This is a genomic window from Corynebacterium sp. CNCTC7651 (assembly GCF_021496665.1).
GTDB lineage: Bacteria > Actinomycetota > Actinomycetes > Mycobacteriales > Mycobacteriaceae > Corynebacterium.
This window is the reverse complement of record NZ_CP071246.1, coordinates 1,797,416-1,812,266: the sequence shown is the minus strand read 5'-3', so window position 1 is coordinate 1,812,266 and position 14,851 is coordinate 1,797,416. Positions and strand designations below refer to the sequence as shown.

Genomic DNA, 14,851 nt, shown 5'->3' with positions numbered 1-14,851 from the left:
GGTGGGTGGCAATAACGCGCCGATCGGGCTGTTTGACTCAGGCGTCGGCGGGCTGACCGTGGCGCGTGCGGTGATGGACCAGCTGCCGGATGAGTCGCTGATCTACATCGGCGATACCGCGAACGCGCCGTACGGGCCGCGGCCGATCGCGCAGGTGCGGGAATTCGCGCAGCGCATTGGCGACGATCTGGTGGAGCGCGGCTGCAAAATGCTGGTCATCGCGTGTAATACCGCCACGTCCGCGTTCTTGCACGACGCGCGCGAGCGCTACGACATCCCCGTCGTCGAGGTGATTCAGCCGGCTGTGCGCCGCGCGATGGCGACCACGCGAAATGGCAAGGTGGGCGTGATCGGCACCGAAGGCACCATCAACTCCGGCGCGTACCAGGACCTCTTCTCGCTCCACCCGAACGTGGAAGTGCACGCGGCGGCGTGCCCGGCGTTCGTCGAGTTCGTGGAACGCGGCACCACCACCGGGCGCCAGATCCTTGGCGTGGCGCAGGGCTACCTCGAGCCGCTACAGGCCGCCGGCGTGGATACTCTGGTGCTGGGTTGCACGCACTACCCGCTGCTCTCCGGCGTGATCCAGCTGGCGATGGGGGACCACGTCACGCTGGTGAACTCGGCGGAGGAGACTTCGAAGGACGTGCTGCGCATCCTCACGGAACGCGACATGTTGGCGGATCCAGTGGCGCTGACCGGCAACGCTCCCACCCGCGTGTTTGAGTCCACGGGGGACCCGGAACTCTTCGACAAGCTCGCGGAGCGAATCATCGGGCCGCGGGTGCACGCGGTCGGTTCCAAGGTTTCGCAGTAACGCGCCAGCCCAGCGTTCGTGTTCGGGGCGATTCCGTGGCACAGTGTTTCCCATGAAGCTCACCATCCTTGGATGCTCGGGCAGTCTTGGCGCGCCGGGCAACCCGGGATCGTCCTACGTGGTTTCCACCGCGGGCAACCCGGATGTGATCATGGATTTCGGGCCGGGCGCGCTCGCGGCGATGCAGGAGCGGTTCAACCCTTCCGCCGCGCACGTGGTGTTCAGCCACCTGCACGCGGACCACTGTTCTGACGCCGCGTCTCTGCTGGTGTGGCGCCGCTACCACCCGCATGCGCCGGCGACTGGGCGCAACCGCATGCACGGGCCGTCCTACACCCCGCAGCATCTCGGCCGCCTGGGCGCGGATGGGCCGCACGATATGACCGACATTTCGGACACGTTCGACTTCGCGCCGTGGGTGAGCTACGAGCCGGTCGCGTTCGAGGGCGTCAGCATCACCCCACCCCGTTCCCGGTCGAGCACCCCGCCGTGGAGTCGCACGCACTGCGCGTCGCCGACACCGCCGCCGGCACCGTGCTCACTTATTCCGGGGACACGGGCTTCACACCCACGCTTATCGACGCTGCCCGGGACGCCAACCTCTTCCTCTGCGAAGCCGCTTGGGGGCCTACGTCCGACGGGCATCCGCAGGGCATGCATTTGTCTGGTGCTGAGGCGGGGATTGTGGCGCGTGAAGCGAACGTCGAAAAGCTTGTGCTCGTGCACATCCAGCCGTGGAGCGACGCGGAGGCGACGCTGGCCGCGGCGAAGTCCGAGTTCGGCGGGGAAGTGGTGCTGGGCCACGCGGGCGACGAGTTCGAGGTGTAGCTACCCTTGGTCGCATGACTGAGATTTTTTCCCGCGTTGACGGGCGCGCGTTCGACGAAATGCGCCCCGTGCGCATCACCCGTGGTTTCACCTCCAACCCGGCGGGCAGCGTGCTCGTGGAATTCGGGCAGACGCGCGTGATGTGCACGGCGACCGTGGAGGAGGGCGTGCCGCGGTTCAAGAAGGATTCCGGCGAGGGTTGGCTGACTGCGGAGTACGCGATGCTGCCGTCCGCGACGCACGAGCGCATGCCGCGCGAGTCCATGAAAGGCAAGGTCAAGGGCCGCACGCACGAAATTTCGCGCCTGGTGGGCCGCAGCCTGCGTGCTGCGGTAGACCTGGCACAGCTCGGCGAGAACACGATTCAGTTGGACTGCGACGTGCTGCAGGCCGACGGCGGTACCCGCACCGCGTCCATTACGGGCGCGTACGTGGCGCTGGCGGACGCGATCGCGGTGCTGAAGGAGCGCGGCGTGGTGCCGGGTGAGCCGCTGCTCGCGCCGGTGGCTGCGGTCTCCGCCGGCATCGTGGACGGGCACGTGTGCCTGGACCTGCCGTACGTGGAGGATTCTCGCGCAGAGGTGGACCTGAACGTGGTGATGCCAGGAGGGCGGCAACTTCGTCGAAATCCAGGGCACCGGCGAGCACGGTCTGTTCGGGCGCGAGGAGCTTGCCGCGATGCTGGACGTCGCCGAGAAGGGCTGCAACGAGCTCATCGCCGCGCAGAAGGCGGCGCTGGGGCTGTGAGGCTGCTCGTCGCGTCCGGGAACCCGAAGAAGCTGCGGGAGCTGGAGCAGGTCCTCACCGAGCTCGGCATTGCGGGGGTAGAGCTTGTTTCGCTTAACGACGTTTCCCCCTACCCCGAGCCCGCCGAAACCGGCCTCACGTTTGAGGAAAACGCGTTGATCAAAGCGCGGGCGGGTGCGGCGGCGACGGGGCTGCCGTGCGTTGCGGATGATTCCGGCCTTGCCGTCGCGGCGCTCAACGGGATGCCGGGGGTGTTGTCCGCCCGGTGGTCCGGCGCCCACGGCGACGACGAGGCGAACAACCGCCTGCTGCTTGCGCAGATGTCTGACATCGCGCAGCGGGAGGCGGCGTTCGTGTCCTGCTGCGCGCTCGTCGTACCGGCGGGCGCTAGCGCGGGCAAACCCGGCGCAGCGGCGGGCGAGGTTGGTGCCGCGGCGGGCAAACCTGGCGCAGCTGGCGGGGTGGCGCGGGAAGTCACTGCGGAAGGCCGCTGGGAGGGTCGCCTGCTGCGCGAACCGCGGGGCGAAGGCGGTTTCGGCTACGACCCGATCTTCGAACCCCTCGACGCTGGAGGCCGCTCCTCGGCGGAGTTGACCCCGGAAGAGAAGAACGCGCGCTCCCACAGGGGGAACGCGCTGCGTCAGCTCGCGCCGGCGATTGCGGAACTGCTCCGCTGATTCCGGATGGTGCCAGCTGGCACCATCTGTCGGGCTAGAGCTGGAATGTCTCCGTGACTTCCTTGCGGCGCTTCGCTTCCACCACGAAAGACAGGAACGGCACCACACCGGAGATTGCCGTGACCACCCAGGTGACGGCAGACCAGCGGGCTTTGAGGCCGAGGTTGAGGGACGTCATCAAGAACGCGATGAACGCCAGACCGTGCACGCGCGCTACCCACGCCAGGGCGGAGACATCCATGTGGAAGCCGTACTCCATCACCATGCGAGCGACAAGGAGCAGCAGAAGCACACCGGTCACCCACGCCGCGATGGAGAACATGGTCAGCGCCTGGCGCACGCGGCGCTGACGCTCCGGGTGGATCCGCGGCGCGCCGGGCTGGGAGGAAGCTGCGCCGGGCTGGGCGGAAGCTGCGCCGGGCTGGGCGGAAGCTGCGCCGGGCTGGGAGGAAGCTGCGCCGGGCTGGGAGGAAGCTGCGCCCGGCTGGTTGGGGGTCGCGTTCGGCTGGGTCATGGTTACTCGGTCCGGCCTTTCGTCTCGTCTACGTCCGCCACGCGCTGGCGGCGCGGGGTGAGGATCTCGTTATACGTCTCTACGTCGATTTCGGGGCGCTGGGGGAGGAAGTCCTCGTCGATCTCGGTCGCGGCGCGGGTGCCGTCGGCACCATAGCGGGCCAGGTCCGCCTCGTACATATCCGCGATCGCGTCGCCAGAGTTGATGGCGTCGATCTTTTCGTTCTCCATCTTGATGCCCATCCGGTAGGCATACACAAAGAACGCGCCAAAAAACGGCCACTGCAGCGCGTAGCCCAAGTTTTGGAACGTGCCGGTGCCGGACTGGTAGCGCTCCCACTGCCAATTCGCCAGCAACAGGCACGTGATCACGGCCGCGATCAGCAGCAGGATGTGCCACGCGCGAACTTTCACGCGGGCGCGCTGCGGCACATTGCCGCCTGGTGTCTCCCCGTTCGCCTGCTCACTCACAGTGCCCAAGCTTACCCCCGGGCCGCGCACGGCCAAACTAAAGTTTGAGTTGTGCGCCCGGAGAGACTTGAACTCTCACGTCATAAGACACTGGAACCTAAATCCAGCGCGTCTGCCAATTCCGCCACGGGCGCTTGCCGCACATCACTGTACACAGTGGGGCGGAAAAGCCGAACGTCGGCAAGCGTTAAATGCCCCAGTCGCGCAAGATGCGGTCCACGTGGCCGGCGGCGCGTACGTTGTACTGCGCCTGCTCGATGCGCCCGTCCGTGCCGACGAGGAACGTGGAGCGGATCACGCCCTCGACGATCTTGCCGTAGTTGTTCTTCTCCCCGAAGGCGCCCCATGCGCGGAGGGTGTCCTTGGATTCGTCGGAAAGCAGCTCGACCTTGAGGTCGTGGTCCGCGCGGAACGTGGCCAACTTGTCCACCGGGTCCGGCGAAATGCCCAGGACGGTGACGGAAGCGTCCGCGAACTGGTCGAAGCGCTCGGTGAAATCGCACGCTTCGGTGGTGCAGCCGGGGGTGTTCGCGCGCGGGTAGAAGTACACAATGACGCGCTGGCCGGCGTAGTCCGCGAGCGAAACCTGCTCGCCGCGGTCATTGGGCAGGGTGAAAGCGGGGGCGACGTCGCCCGGTGCAAGACGGATCTGCTCACTCATGGCCCCCGTTCTACACTGATTGCTCGGCTCTTTTCCACTACTGTGGGAGCGAGTACCAAACAAAGGAGTAGACGTGGCACGAGACATTCACGATATTGAGCGCGACCTCGAGCGCACCCGCAGCCAGCTGGCCAGCACCCTCGACGAACTGGCGGATCGCACCAACCCGTCCAAGCTCGCCGACAACGCGAAGGACCAGGCGATGGATTGGCTGCAGGATGAGACCGTGCAGAAGGTGCTTGGCGGCATCGCACTCGGCGTTGCGGCGCTGGTGAGCGTGAAGTTCTTCAACAGCCGCAAGCGCAAGAAGGAGCTCAAGGAGCTGCAGCGTCTGCTGTCGCGTCGCTAGGGGCTTTTGCTTTACGACGGTGAATTGTAAGCCACTTGGCTCCCCAGGGGTTGAGTGGCTTTTTCAGGTCTAGAAAGAAAGGAAAAGATATGACTATGCAGAGCGGCGATACGGATGACTTGGCCGGAGTGAAGCGCTCCCGGCAGAAACCGCTGTGGATTGCGGCGGCGGTAGTGGGAGCGATCGCACTTGTGTTGGCGCTGCTGGGGCCGACGTTTGGGCGGCTGGGGGAGACGTCGTCAAGCACGGCGCCCGAGGCGAGCACGAGTGCGGCGGGTGCCGCGGGTGAGGCTGGCGCGACCGAGCACAACGACGTGGACGTGCACTTCCTTGGCATGATGGTGCCGCACCACGAGCAGGCGATCGAAATGTCGGACGTGCTCCTCGCGTCCGACGTGCAGGATCCTCAGGTGCGGGATCTGGCGCAGCGCATCAAGGACGGGCAAGAGCGCGAGAACGCGCAGATGCGCGCCTGGGCGGACGAGTGGGGCATCCAGAAGGACATGGAGGGGCATTCCCGCCACATCGCAAACGGCATGTTCTACCCGGAGGAGCTGGCGAAGTTCCGCGAGCTGCAGGGCGACGAGCTGCGCACCACGTTCCTCGAGTGGATGCACTATCACCACGCCCACGTCATCCCGATGACCGAGGGCGAGGTGAACAACGGCGGGTACGCTCCGCTTAAGGACATGGCGCGCGAGATGATCGACGTGCAAACCGCGGAGATGCGGGAGATGGAGCAAATCCTGGGCTACACGCCGAAGTAACGCCCCGCGGCCGGGGGTTGGTGTATGGCGTGCCGGGGGCGCAGACGGCGTGCCGGGGGCGCCGCCGGGTTAGGCGATCTCGGCCCCAGCCGCCGCCATTTCCTCGAGGGCGGCGGCGCCGCGGGCCTCGTCGACGGGGGAGCAGAGGTCCGAGAGCACGCGCACCGTGAAGCCCTCCTTGCGCGCGTCCAGTACCGTAGCGCGCACGCAGTGGTCGGTGGCAATGCCGGCCACGTCGAGCGCGTCGACGCCGTTTTCGCGCAACCAGTCGGCGAGCAGGACCTCGTTGTCATCGCTGCCCTCGAAGCCCGAGTAGGCGGCGGTGTACGCGCCTTTGCGGAAGTAGTGGTCGATCTTCGAGGTATCGACAGGCTCACGGATCTCCGCGCCTGGCGAACCTGCCACACAGTGCACCGGCCACGAGTCCACAAAGTCGGGATTCTCGGAGAAGTGCGTGCCGGGGTCGATGTGCCAATCCTGGGTGGCCAGGATGTGGGAGTAGGTGGTCGAGGGATCGTCGATAAGCGCGGCAATCGCCTGCGCTACCTCGTCTCCGCGGGCGGTTGCGAGGGAGCCGCCGGGGCAGAAATCGTTTTGAACGTCCACAAGAAGCAGTGCGCGAGTCATGGCCTTACCCTACCCAACGCGAAAGCGGGGCCGGTGAATTGCCTCCGGCCCCGCTTTCGGGATTGTGCGCCACCAGGGAATCGAACCCCGAACCCACTGATAGGGAAACCTGGCGTTTGCGTCTCCGGCTAGTTTATTCTAGTGCCGAGTATTCCCAGCGTATAGCATCGGACGTGCTAACTATTCCGCTTAGGATTGCCAACTGTTAGCGACTATTTGGCCACTTTTTGGCCACTTTCAGATGGGAACAAGTGATCGTTGAGCACCTCTGCGACAGCCGGCCCGGCCTTCGGCCGCGATATGTAGTGGTGCTGTGTGACCGTGGTGTCAGCGTGGCCAAGTTGCTGTGTTGCCGCGTTGACGCTCACTCGCTCCGACAGCACCGTCGCGACATGCTTCCGCATCGTGTGGAACGTTACCCACGACACATCGGGCCGGCCTTTCGCTTCGTTGGCCTTCTCCCATTCGTGTCGCGCTTCGCGCATCCACCGCTCGGCAGTCGACTTCGAGATGTGGGTGCCGGTGGAAGTGGGGAAGAGCCAGTCGAACGTGCCGCCGGTGTCTCGGAGTTGGTCTCGCGCCGCATCGGCTGCGATCTTCGGCAGTTGTACGACGCGGGTTGAGGTGCCGCCGTCTTTCGTTGGCCGGACGATAGCTGTCGGCGTCTCGGCGTCCAGGTCGACGTCGCTCGCTCGAATCGAAAGCGCCTCGGAGAGCCTTACGCCGGTTCCAGCGAGGAAGCGTACTAAGCGGGGGAAAGCGGCGCCGCGGCCTTTGCGGCCGCTGGTGGTGTAGTGGTCGACCATCGCCAGAAACGTCGCGAGCTCGTCACCCTCGAAGGCGCGCACCTCGCCGCGTTTTTGCTTCGGAGGGAGTGTTTCGCGGATTGGGTTTGAGGTGATGAGGTCTTGGCGCACAGCGAGGCCGAATGCCGACGAGAGTATCGACCGGGCGCGCTTCGCAGTCGCCGGCATCTCTTCGAGCCGGTGGAGGAATGCTTGCATTGTTGACGGCCGCACTTCGTTGAGCCGAAGCTCTCCGATGTTGGGCGTGATGTGGTTGCGTGCAGTGCTTCGGTAGACGTCGACGGTGCCGGCGGCGCCGTCGTGGTGGTTTAGCCAGTGGTCGACTAGCTCAGCAATGGTGCTGTTGGTGCGCAGCTCATCGTTGTCGCGTAGGGCGACTGCGTTAGCGGCTAGCGCCTTCACTTTGCGGGTGGCTTCTGCCTTCGTCTTGCCCCGCACTCGGATGCGCTTCGTCTCACCATTGAGCAGACGCACGCGAGTATGAGCTTGCACCTTGCCGCCGTCGAGCTGGGTGAAGCTAATCTCGCCGTGTGTGCCGGGCGCTGTCGCTGGCCTACCCCTCGGCATCTTTGGGCTCCACTAGGCAATCGAACCAATGCGGAAGGCTGACATCGCCGTTGTATGAAGCTACGGCGCTGGCTTGTAAGCGCACCTGTGCTTTGTAGAATGCGGCGCCCTCTAGCTCGATGACGTCTCCTTCTAGGAGGAGGAACGGTTCAGCGTCTTGCATTGCCGGCAACTCCTCGATCGATGCAACTAGCTTGTGATATCTCTCGATCGCGCTGCGCAGCTCCAAGCTGTTTTCGTACTGCATCGCATGAGGCCCACCTTTAAGCCACAGGGGGACTTCCTCGAACTTAGGGCTTGATGTGAACCATTCTTGGGCGCGTTCACTAACCGTTTCGACCCGTTGAGTTGCAAAGTGCCGCCTATCGGGCAGGCCTGGAAAGATGAGGTCAATTGGGGCGACATGCAAAGCGGTCGCGAGAGTCAACACCTCAGCTACATCGACTTTGGAATTACGGCTGTTGCTCTCGATCTTCGCGATCGTGGCGCGCGTAATCGGATAACCGATCTCGCGTGTTCGGTTCGACAGCTCCACAGCAGTCAGCTCCATTTTTTCCCGCCAGAACTTGACCGCCTGGCCGAATTGCTCTGCTAGCTTGCTGGACCATTCCTTGGCCGCTTGGTCACCGCGAGTCTTCTTTTGGTCTCGTCGACCGGTTTCGTGCTCATAATCGGAAACTTTACACGGATTTCTTGCGCTTATTCTGAACAATCTGTAGTGTTCGGGATAGCAGCACAGATTGTGCTTACTGGGAAGGATTGATACATGACTGCCACTATCACGATCACGGAAGCGGCACAATTGCTGGGAATCAGTCGCAGCAGCGCCTATGAGGCTGCGCGTACCGGTAATTTTCCTGCGCCCGTTCTGAAGATCAACGGCCGCTACGTCGTGCCAAAGAAGCCGCTACTCGACGTGCTCGGCCTGGACGAGCTACCCGCCACCGCCTAGCTAGAAGGAACGCTCAATGCTTTTCATCCCCACCATCGAGAAGCGAGGCGATACGGCCGCAGTCTTCCTCGATGAGCCCCGCATATTCGCCGAAGGCATCGACCTGGACGCCGCTCGTGCAATCGCCGACGCCCTTAACGATCGCTTCGAGATTTACTCAATCGCGAACGAACCCGGCTATCTGGTCTTGATCTACGACAACCAAGAGCTCATCAAGTCGGAAAAGGTCGAAACTTGGGTGGCCGCGCTCGATACCGTCGTCGAGCATGCGGCAGACCTTGCGCCCGAAGGTTCCGCCGAAGAATCCGAAGGTGCCGAAGATTCCAAGATTCCCGCGAGCGGCGACCGCTCCACCTTCGGGGCCGAACCACTAGAGCACGCGCCCGTGAAATCATCTACGAGCTGCACCCCAGCAGACTCCCTTCGATATCTCCACCTCGACAGCCTGCTCAACGAAGGGCTCACCAAGCTCGATGAGCTCTTAAAAGACGGAAACCTGGCGCCCCACGAGCGGCGCAAGCGCAACCTCCGCACAGTCCGCAGCACCATCTCGAACGCGAGGGCACTCATTCGCGACGAGTACGGGTCTGATCGATCAGACGGTGAAGACCCGGCAGTCTACTCGAATGGTGTCCCAGTCACGACGGAACTGCCGCACACTGCCGGCGGCACCCGGCACTCGACGTCTTCCAAGGTGCCGCGCCAGAGAATCAACCACCCGAGCGCCGTTTCGCGGCCCTTAACCCGCTCTTCCGCCGTCGACCGCAGCTTCGACGGACTCGAGGACGGATACGTCGCATAGCGGGCTAGTGGCCTGCCAGAGGTGAAGCGAAATGCCAAAGAAGGTGAAGACCCGCAGAAGAGAAAAACATCGACACCGCCTGCCCAATGTGGCCACGCAGAAAGGCTCCTCTACGCGAACCGCACTGCTAGACGAGCCGTTAGCCAATCACACAAGCCACCACAAGGAGAAATACTGACCATGAACGCCAGGAATGCCGCCGTCCCCAAACTTCCGAACGGCGCCAATCTGACCAGCACCATCGACGTCACACTCACCACCGAGCTCAGTGTCGCCCTGGGCGAGTTCTTCGATGCCGGCATCTACGACAACAACCGGCTCGCAAAATACCTCGTCCAAACCGGCAACCTCGTCACCACCATCCGCGAACGACTTCTCGCCGCCGACCTCGACAGCTTCCGAAGGAAATAAGGAGCCTGAAATGGATAACGAGCTCGCCGACTCGGCCATTGCCGCGGGGAGAACTATCGCGCAACGCCTTCGAGCCACAGAAGCAATAACGGTCGCCGACTACATGGCCAAAGCGGGCGATAAGGAGCGGGCCGAGATGGAGCGCTTGCTCAGCATCGTCGCGATCTACGAATACCTGAAATGGACGGAAGGGAAATCCACACTATGAGACTCACAAACGACAGCACCCCGGTAGTCGCGCCAACGACCACCGGGGCGGAGGAGAAGCTTGCTGACGGCATCTCAACGGCCAACGCTACCCCAAAGCCGATTGCTCTACACCTACCCCACAAGCACGCTGGCCACCTCATCACATGGGGCAATTGCAATCTCGCGCCTCAGTCCACCCGCAGCTTGTTTGTTGACGCTGCCGAATACCTCGACCTTCGTGACGAAGGGCGCCCCGCTCAGCTTTGCCCCGAATGCGTGGGCGCCAAGATCGCCCACGCAGAGGCAGAGCAACGCAAAAGAGAAGAGCAACTTCGCCTGCAACAAGCGGTCGAACGAGCGTCTCGACGCCAAGCTCGCGAAGCAGAGATGCACTACGAGCTAGTAGACGCCTACCGGGCCGGCGACACCGAAACCGTGAAGAAGCTGCTCGACGCGTTTCTGGCCGAAGACGATGCCACGCTCGCCAAGCTCGGCATCTCGGCATGGGATGAGTTGAACGCTGATGAATGAGCTTCTAGACCAGGCAGACGCCCTCATTGTCGCCGACGCCGAAAATTTGCTCGCTCACCTCGATCTTACGAAGGGAGTTTTCGATGAACGGTAACGGAAACCGCGCCGCTGAAGAGCTGGCAGAAGCGCTCCGGCGGCACGACGAAGAAGTGCTCGCCCCAATTCGACGCGCGTACGCCGAAGAGCGCGAAACGCTCGTCCGAGAGCACAGATACAAAGACCTAGCTGTCTTCGACGCGCTGGAAACCCTACGCGACGTCGAAAGCTCTTGCACAGACGAATGCGCAGCTAGCCAAATCCGCGAGGTGATCGATCGACTCGAAGCCGTCTTCTAAACCTAAGGCGCAGGCCGACGAGCAGACAGGCGGGTGCGAGTCCCGCCGCGGCCACAGGGGGCAGTCCCCATTCAAAAAGCGAATCCCCGCGCGCTCGCGCAAAGACCACACAGGGCCACAGGAAGGAAAGCCACACAGTGACAGCCAACAAGAACGGCAGAAACGCATTCGAGCGAGTGCGCGACGCCGTGGAAGCCGAAGGGCTCGCGTGGATTGAGACTGAGAGCGGCCGGCGAGCACGATTTCAAACCCCGGGACACAGCCTTCGTCACGCGAACGATTTGGGCGGTTCAGCGCTCTACGACGGCGAGCAGGTCTCGCTTCACTTCTTCGACGAACCGGACGAGAAGCAAGTCAAAGATCGGATTCTCAACGATTTAGGCCTATCGTGGGCCGACCTGTTCGACAACAAAGAGGTTCGCTATCCGTACACGGATGGATTCGTGGTGCGCCGGCTACCCAACAAGGTTTTCAGGCAAGTCTGCAAGCACAACAAATCGCCCAAAAACTGCGCCGAGTGCAAGCACATCGCCGTCCGGGCGCTCTACGGGATCGAGACAATAAGCGGCACAGGGCCGGTCTATATCGTCGAAGGCGAGAAAGACGTCAACAGCGCCCGCGAGTTTTGGGGCGCGTCCGCCGTCTCCCAGGCACAGGGCGCTCAAACTTCACCCGACAAAGCCGACTGGGCGCCCCTCATCGGCCGCGACCTCATCATCGTTGCCGACAACGACGAATCTGGAAACAAGCGCGCCCGAAAGGTTTTCGACCATCTCGTCGCGATTGGGCAACCCGAAGCCAAGCTGTCACTCACCCACGCCGCAGCGGGCAAAGACCTTACCGATCACATCGCAGCCGGGCACGGCCCGGACGAGCTAGTCAGGTTGGCGGAGCGCCCTAACAGCCGCCGCGTCACCCTCATTCCGGCATCGAGCGTCAAAACCGAGCGCCTAGACTGGCTCATCCCCAACTGGATTCCCAAACGCTCCCTAACGCTGCTCGCCGGCCGCGAAGGTCTCGGCAAGTCCACGATCGCGTGCGATATTGCAGCACAGGCAACCCGCGGCGAGCTTGCCGGCGGACCTATGCGCGTGGCATACCTCGCAACTGAAGACAGCCCCTCAATTACGGTCAAGCCGCGACTGCAAGCCGCCGGCGCCAATCTGGACAACGTCTTCTTCTTCGAGGTGTCCACTGAAACAGGCGGTGCCGGCTCGCTCACCCTTCCCGGCGATACCGGTCTGCTTACCCGCGCTCTCGTCAACAACAACGTGCACCTCGTCGTGCTTGATGCCGCGAAGAGCGCAATGCACGGCTCCCTCGACGGTTACCGCGACGATGACGTGCGGCAGTTTCTCGAACCTCTCGCTTCAATGGCAGACAACATTGCCGTCATTGGTCTCACCCACTTCGGAAAACGCGAAAGCGCCGACCCCGGCAAACTCATGCTCGGTTCGATCGCATGGTCACAGATCGCGCGAAGCGTGCTATCCGTGGCACCCAAAGAAGACGGCACACTCGTTGTGACGAATACGAAGGGAAACCTAGCTCGCGAGACCGTCTCGCGCGAAGTCCGCATCGTTTCCGCCACCGTTCCCGTGGATCTGGGGGAGACTGCGGAAGTTGGACGCGCCGAGTGGGGAGGTGTCACGAGCATTTCCGCTGCTGACTTGCTTGCGCCTCGAGACGAAGCGAACGACGAGCGCGGCGAGATCGAAGCTGTGGTTATCGACTACCTCATCGAGAACGGCGGCAGCGCCCCGGCGAGCGACGTTCTCAAAGCAACACGTGCCGCCGGCCTCAACGACAGTGCAGTCAAGAAAGCCCGGAAGCGAATCGGAGTCAAAACCGAGAAGCGGGGCATGAAATCCGGCTGGGAATGGTCGATCGACTTCTCGAAGGTTCCCGAAGGCGCCCGCGCATTATTCCGGGAATCTTCGGCACCTTCGGGGGATTCTTCGCCGGATACCCGCGGCGGCAGCGAGCCCGGCAGCCCGGCCCAAGTATCAGATGCCATTGCCGATCTGTCCTCGCTCGAAGCGCTAAGCACCCCAATACTCGAAGCGCTAAGCGCCGAGAAGGGGCTCTCGCTCGCCCGGGTGCAAGCTTCACTTCCCAACAAGCTGCTCAACAAACACGACCCAGGGCAACACCTTCGAGACGCCCTCGACGGACTCATCCGCGCCGGCGCCGTCCGAAAAGATCGACGCGGCAAGTACTACCGGAACGAGATAGCGGCATGAAAGCACGGTTCAATCGCAGCGGGCGAGGGTGGCGCAGCGTCGAAGTCGTAGTCACCGCCCGCCATACCGAAGGGCACCATCGCGCCATCGTCACAGTGACGCAAAGAGACGGCACCCGCCACATCCTCGAACTTAACCGCACCCAGGCTTTCCAGTTCGCCGATGAGATTGTCGATGCCTTAGAGACGGGAGGTGATACCGTGACTGAGAGACAGCTCCGCGGGGTAGAGGGCGCGACGGAGAACTTCGCGCTCCGATACTTCGCAGCCCAAATACAACCGCACAAGCAAGACCTGGCCCGCGGCCTATGCGTTGGGCAGGCCCCGATGTTCGATCGCGGCCCCAACCCCGGCGAGACCAAAACCGAACAGCAGCACCGGATTGCCCACGCCGAAAACCTCTGTCGCAAATGCCCCGTGCTCGCGACGTGCTCCGCCAATGTCCCAAAGCGGGCGGATGGAGTGTGGGCCGGCGAACTCTACGAACTCGGGAAACCACGGAAGGAGACCGCATGAATCACGCTCGATTGCCGCCCCGGTCGCCACCCCGCGCGGCGAGCCCCGAAACCCTAATCCCCAAACTTCCAGAAAGGAAACCACAATGTCAGCTAAAGGCTTCGATTTCACCATCCCGGCCGCATCCGGATTTGAAGGGCAAATCCAACTCATCGAAGAGACCTGGGGCGTAACTCTCGACGCCCCACGCCCCGAAGCCCGCATCCGCCAGCGCCTCGAAGCATTCAACGAATGGGCCGATAGCGTACCCCGCCCCGACTTCGCCGCGATCTTCCTTCACGCTCCCGCCGACGAATGGGACACGCTCGTGCAGGCAGAACTGAAAAAGGAAGAGCACTGGCGAGTTGTCGCAGAGGTCTCCGACCTGGGGCAGGAGCTAGGCCGGCAGCAGCGCGCCCTCTTCACGAACGGGGCGGCATTCGACTGGATACTAGATCAACTCGACATCCAGAAGATGACGGCGCTGTTCATGAAGAGCGTGAAGGAGCTCGGCAACGTCCGTGACCTGGACACTGCCCTCGACACCAAACCCAAAGCCGCACTCGAGCTTCGCAAGTCTGGACGCGCGCTCGCGGCACTTTCGGCAATTGCCCCCACATCAGCAGGCCTCGGCGACCCGCGGCAGCGACAGCGATTCTTCGAGCTGCGCACCTGCGCCGCGCTCGCGCGGCCTACGCGAGAGTTTGACCCGCTCATCCGGCACCGGTACTCGTCCGGCTGGGTACACACCGAAGACACCTGGGAGCCAGCCGAGTACGACGCCCAACTTGAGGCGGCGGCCGCAGCTCAGCCGGGCAATGTCAGCGAGTTTCTCGTCAGCCTCGCGCGCGGCGACATAAAGCACTTCGAGCTCGCGCCAGTGACCTCGCTCAACGAACTGCGGCAGCGTCAACACGCGCTTCACGCACTCGGGACCATTGTTGAAGTCGACAAGGGCTTCGGCAGGGCGATCACCGCGGAAGACCGAAAAGAAGCGCGCAGTCAGAAGATCGCAGCGGCCAACAAAGTTAAGGCTCAACGCCCACTAGACCCCGACGCCTAGC

General features: G+C 63.2%; 19 protein-coding genes, 1 tRNA gene and 2 pseudogenes. 15 read left to right on the top strand and 7 right to left on the bottom strand.

Annotated elements, in window-relative coordinates; genetic code table 11:
- Position 1 precedes the first annotated feature (1 nt).
- The 4 genes and pseudogenes from murI (at position 2) to JZY91_RS08790 (ending at position 3,069) form a co-directional block, all read left to right on the top strand.
- Positions 2–817, top strand: coding sequence for a glutamate racemase (gene murI, locus JZY91_RS08805; protein ID WP_234947540.1), 816 nt, complete (start codon positions 2–4; stop codon positions 815–817).
- Positions 818–869: 52 nt separating this feature from the next.
- A pseudogene (locus JZY91_RS08800) lies at positions 870–1,645 on the top strand (MBL fold metallo-hydrolase).
- A 14-nt stretch (positions 1,646–1,659) separates the two neighbouring features.
- Positions 1,660–2,392, top strand: a pseudogene (gene rph / locus JZY91_RS08795) (ribonuclease PH).
- On the top strand, positions 2,389–3,069 hold the full coding sequence (locus tag JZY91_RS08790) for a non-canonical purine NTP pyrophosphatase (RefSeq protein WP_234947539.1): 681 nt from the start codon (positions 2,389–2,391) through the stop codon (positions 3,067–3,069). The pseudogene rph and the gene JZY91_RS08790 overlap by 4 nt, the downstream one beginning before the upstream one ends.
- Positions 3,070–3,103: 34 nt before the next feature.
- Here JZY91_RS08790 and JZY91_RS08785 read toward each other — a convergent pair whose 3' ends face one another.
- From JZY91_RS08785 to bcp, 4 genes are all read right to left on the bottom strand, one after another.
- Positions 3,104–3,391, bottom strand: a complete 288-nt coding sequence (locus tag JZY91_RS08785) for a DUF3817 domain-containing protein (RefSeq protein ID WP_234949104.1) — start codon at positions 3,389–3,391, stop codon at positions 3,104–3,106.
- Between the two features lie 194 nt (positions 3,392–3,585).
- Positions 3,586–4,053, bottom strand: a complete 468-nt coding sequence (locus JZY91_RS08780; RefSeq protein WP_234947538.1) for a hypothetical protein — start codon at positions 4,051–4,053, stop codon at positions 3,586–3,588.
- 52 nt (positions 4,054–4,105) lie between these two features.
- A tRNA-Leu gene (locus tag JZY91_RS08775) sits at positions 4,106–4,187 on the bottom strand.
- 53 nt (positions 4,188–4,240) lie between these two features.
- A complete protein-coding gene (bcp, locus tag JZY91_RS08770) occupies positions 4,241–4,714 on the bottom strand; it encodes a thioredoxin-dependent thiol peroxidase (protein WP_234947537.1) in 474 nt (157 codons plus the stop codon).
- Between the two features lie 73 nt (positions 4,715–4,787).
- On the opposite strand from bcp, the gene JZY91_RS08765 reads away from it, so the two are divergent.
- Both JZY91_RS08765 and JZY91_RS08760 read left to right on the top strand, forming a co-directional pair.
- A complete protein-coding gene (locus JZY91_RS08765) occupies positions 4,788–5,063 on the top strand; it encodes a DUF3618 domain-containing protein (protein WP_234947536.1) in 276 nt (91 codons plus the stop codon).
- A gap of 89 nt (positions 5,064–5,152) precedes the next feature.
- Complete coding sequence (locus JZY91_RS08760; RefSeq protein ID WP_234947535.1) at positions 5,153–5,830, top strand: DUF305 domain-containing protein; 678 nt, start codon at positions 5,153–5,155, stop codon at positions 5,828–5,830.
- Positions 5,831–5,899: 69 nt separating this feature from the next.
- Here the strand turns inward: JZY91_RS08760 and JZY91_RS08755 are convergent, their stop codons facing one another.
- From JZY91_RS08755 to JZY91_RS08745, 3 genes are all read right to left on the bottom strand, one after another.
- A complete protein-coding gene (locus JZY91_RS08755; RefSeq protein ID WP_234947534.1) occupies positions 5,900–6,457 on the bottom strand; it encodes an isochorismatase family protein in 558 nt (185 codons plus the stop codon).
- A gap of 212 nt (positions 6,458–6,669) precedes the next feature.
- Positions 6,670–7,737 (bottom strand): site-specific integrase, encoded by a 1,068-nt coding sequence (locus JZY91_RS08750; RefSeq protein ID WP_234947533.1) that lies wholly within the window; start codon positions 7,735–7,737, stop codon positions 6,670–6,672.
- A gap of 79 nt (positions 7,738–7,816) precedes the next feature.
- A complete protein-coding gene (locus JZY91_RS08745; protein ID WP_234947532.1) occupies positions 7,817–8,365 on the bottom strand; it encodes a hypothetical protein in 549 nt (182 codons plus the stop codon).
- Positions 8,366–8,596: 231 nt separating this feature from the next.
- Here JZY91_RS08745 and JZY91_RS08740 point away from each other — a divergent pair, with 231 nt between their 5' ends.
- The 9 genes from JZY91_RS08740 to JZY91_RS08700 all read left to right on the top strand — a co-directional run bounded on the left by JZY91_RS08740 (position 8,597) and on the right by JZY91_RS08700 (position 14,850).
- Entirely contained in the window at positions 8,597–8,782 is a 186-nt protein-coding gene (locus JZY91_RS08740; protein ID WP_234947531.1) for an AlpA family transcriptional regulator, read from the top strand.
- A 16-nt stretch (positions 8,783–8,798) separates the two neighbouring features.
- Positions 8,799–9,584 (top strand): hypothetical protein, encoded by a 786-nt coding sequence (locus JZY91_RS08735; RefSeq protein ID WP_234947530.1) that lies wholly within the window; start codon positions 8,799–8,801, stop codon positions 9,582–9,584.
- A 180-nt stretch (positions 9,585–9,764) separates the two neighbouring features.
- Entirely contained in the window at positions 9,765–9,995 is a 231-nt protein-coding gene (locus tag JZY91_RS08730) for a hypothetical protein (RefSeq protein WP_234947529.1), read from the top strand.
- Between the two features lie 10 nt (positions 9,996–10,005).
- Complete coding sequence (locus tag JZY91_RS08725) at positions 10,006–10,203, top strand: hypothetical protein (protein ID WP_234947528.1); 198 nt, start codon at positions 10,006–10,008, stop codon at positions 10,201–10,203.
- The gene (locus JZY91_RS08720) at positions 10,200–10,715 is read left to right on the top strand and encodes a hypothetical protein (protein WP_234947527.1); all 516 of its coding nucleotides are present in this window, start codon (positions 10,200–10,202) and stop codon (positions 10,713–10,715) included. The genes JZY91_RS08725 and JZY91_RS08720 overlap by 4 nt, the downstream gene beginning before the upstream one ends.
- 83 nt (positions 10,716–10,798) lie before the next feature.
- Positions 10,799–11,050 carry a hypothetical protein gene (locus JZY91_RS08715; protein ID WP_234947526.1) on the top strand — a complete coding sequence of 84 codons (252 nt, stop codon included), beginning with the start codon at positions 10,799–10,801 and terminating at the stop codon, positions 11,048–11,050.
- A gap of 137 nt (positions 11,051–11,187) precedes the next feature.
- Positions 11,188–13,293 carry an AAA family ATPase gene (locus tag JZY91_RS08710; protein ID WP_234947525.1) on the top strand — a complete coding sequence of 702 codons (2,106 nt, stop codon included), beginning with the start codon at positions 11,188–11,190 and terminating at the stop codon, positions 13,291–13,293.
- Complete coding sequence (locus tag JZY91_RS08705; RefSeq protein ID WP_234947524.1) at positions 13,290–13,808, top strand: WhiB family transcriptional regulator; 519 nt, start codon at positions 13,290–13,292, stop codon at positions 13,806–13,808. Before JZY91_RS08710 ends, JZY91_RS08705 begins: the two co-directional genes overlap by 4 nt.
- Before the next feature lie 85 nt (positions 13,809–13,893).
- Complete coding sequence (locus JZY91_RS08700) at positions 13,894–14,850, top strand: hypothetical protein (RefSeq protein ID WP_234947523.1); 957 nt, start codon at positions 13,894–13,896, stop codon at positions 14,848–14,850.
- The last annotated feature ends 1 nt before the right edge of the window (position 14,851 follow it).

Bases quoted from the DNA above. Each gene is read 5' to 3' on its own strand.
- JZY91_RS08785 (WP_234949104.1), bottom strand. From the start codon at position 3,391: ATGTTCTCCATCGCGGCGTGGGTGACCGGTGTGCTTCTGCTGCTCCTT.
- bcp (WP_234947537.1), bottom strand. From the start codon at position 4,714: ATGAGTGAGCAGATCCGTCTTGCACCGGGCGACGTCGCCCCCGCTTTC.
- JZY91_RS08760 (WP_234947535.1), top strand. From the start codon at position 5,153: ATGACTATGCAGAGCGGCGATACGGATGACTTGGCCGGAGTGAAGCGC.
- JZY91_RS08755 (WP_234947534.1), bottom strand. From the start codon at position 6,457: ATGACTCGCGCACTGCTTCTTGTGGACGTTCAAAACGATTTCTGCCCC.
- JZY91_RS08740 (WP_234947531.1), top strand. From the start codon at position 8,597: ATGACTGCCACTATCACGATCACGGAAGCGGCACAATTGCTGGGAATC.
- JZY91_RS08735 (WP_234947530.1), top strand. From the start codon at position 8,799: ATGCTTTTCATCCCCACCATCGAGAAGCGAGGCGATACGGCCGCAGTC.
- JZY91_RS08730 (WP_234947529.1), top strand. From the start codon at position 9,765: ATGAACGCCAGGAATGCCGCCGTCCCCAAACTTCCGAACGGCGCCAAT.
- JZY91_RS08725 (WP_234947528.1), top strand. From the start codon at position 10,006: ATGGATAACGAGCTCGCCGACTCGGCCATTGCCGCGGGGAGAACTATC.
- JZY91_RS08720 (WP_234947527.1), top strand. From the start codon at position 10,200: ATGAGACTCACAAACGACAGCACCCCGGTAGTCGCGCCAACGACCACC.
- JZY91_RS08715 (WP_234947526.1), top strand. From the start codon at position 10,799: ATGAACGGTAACGGAAACCGCGCCGCTGAAGAGCTGGCAGAAGCGCTC.
- JZY91_RS08705 (WP_234947524.1), top strand. From the start codon at position 13,290: ATGAAAGCACGGTTCAATCGCAGCGGGCGAGGGTGGCGCAGCGTCGAA.
- JZY91_RS08700 (WP_234947523.1), top strand. From the start codon at position 13,894: ATGTCAGCTAAAGGCTTCGATTTCACCATCCCGGCCGCATCCGGATTT.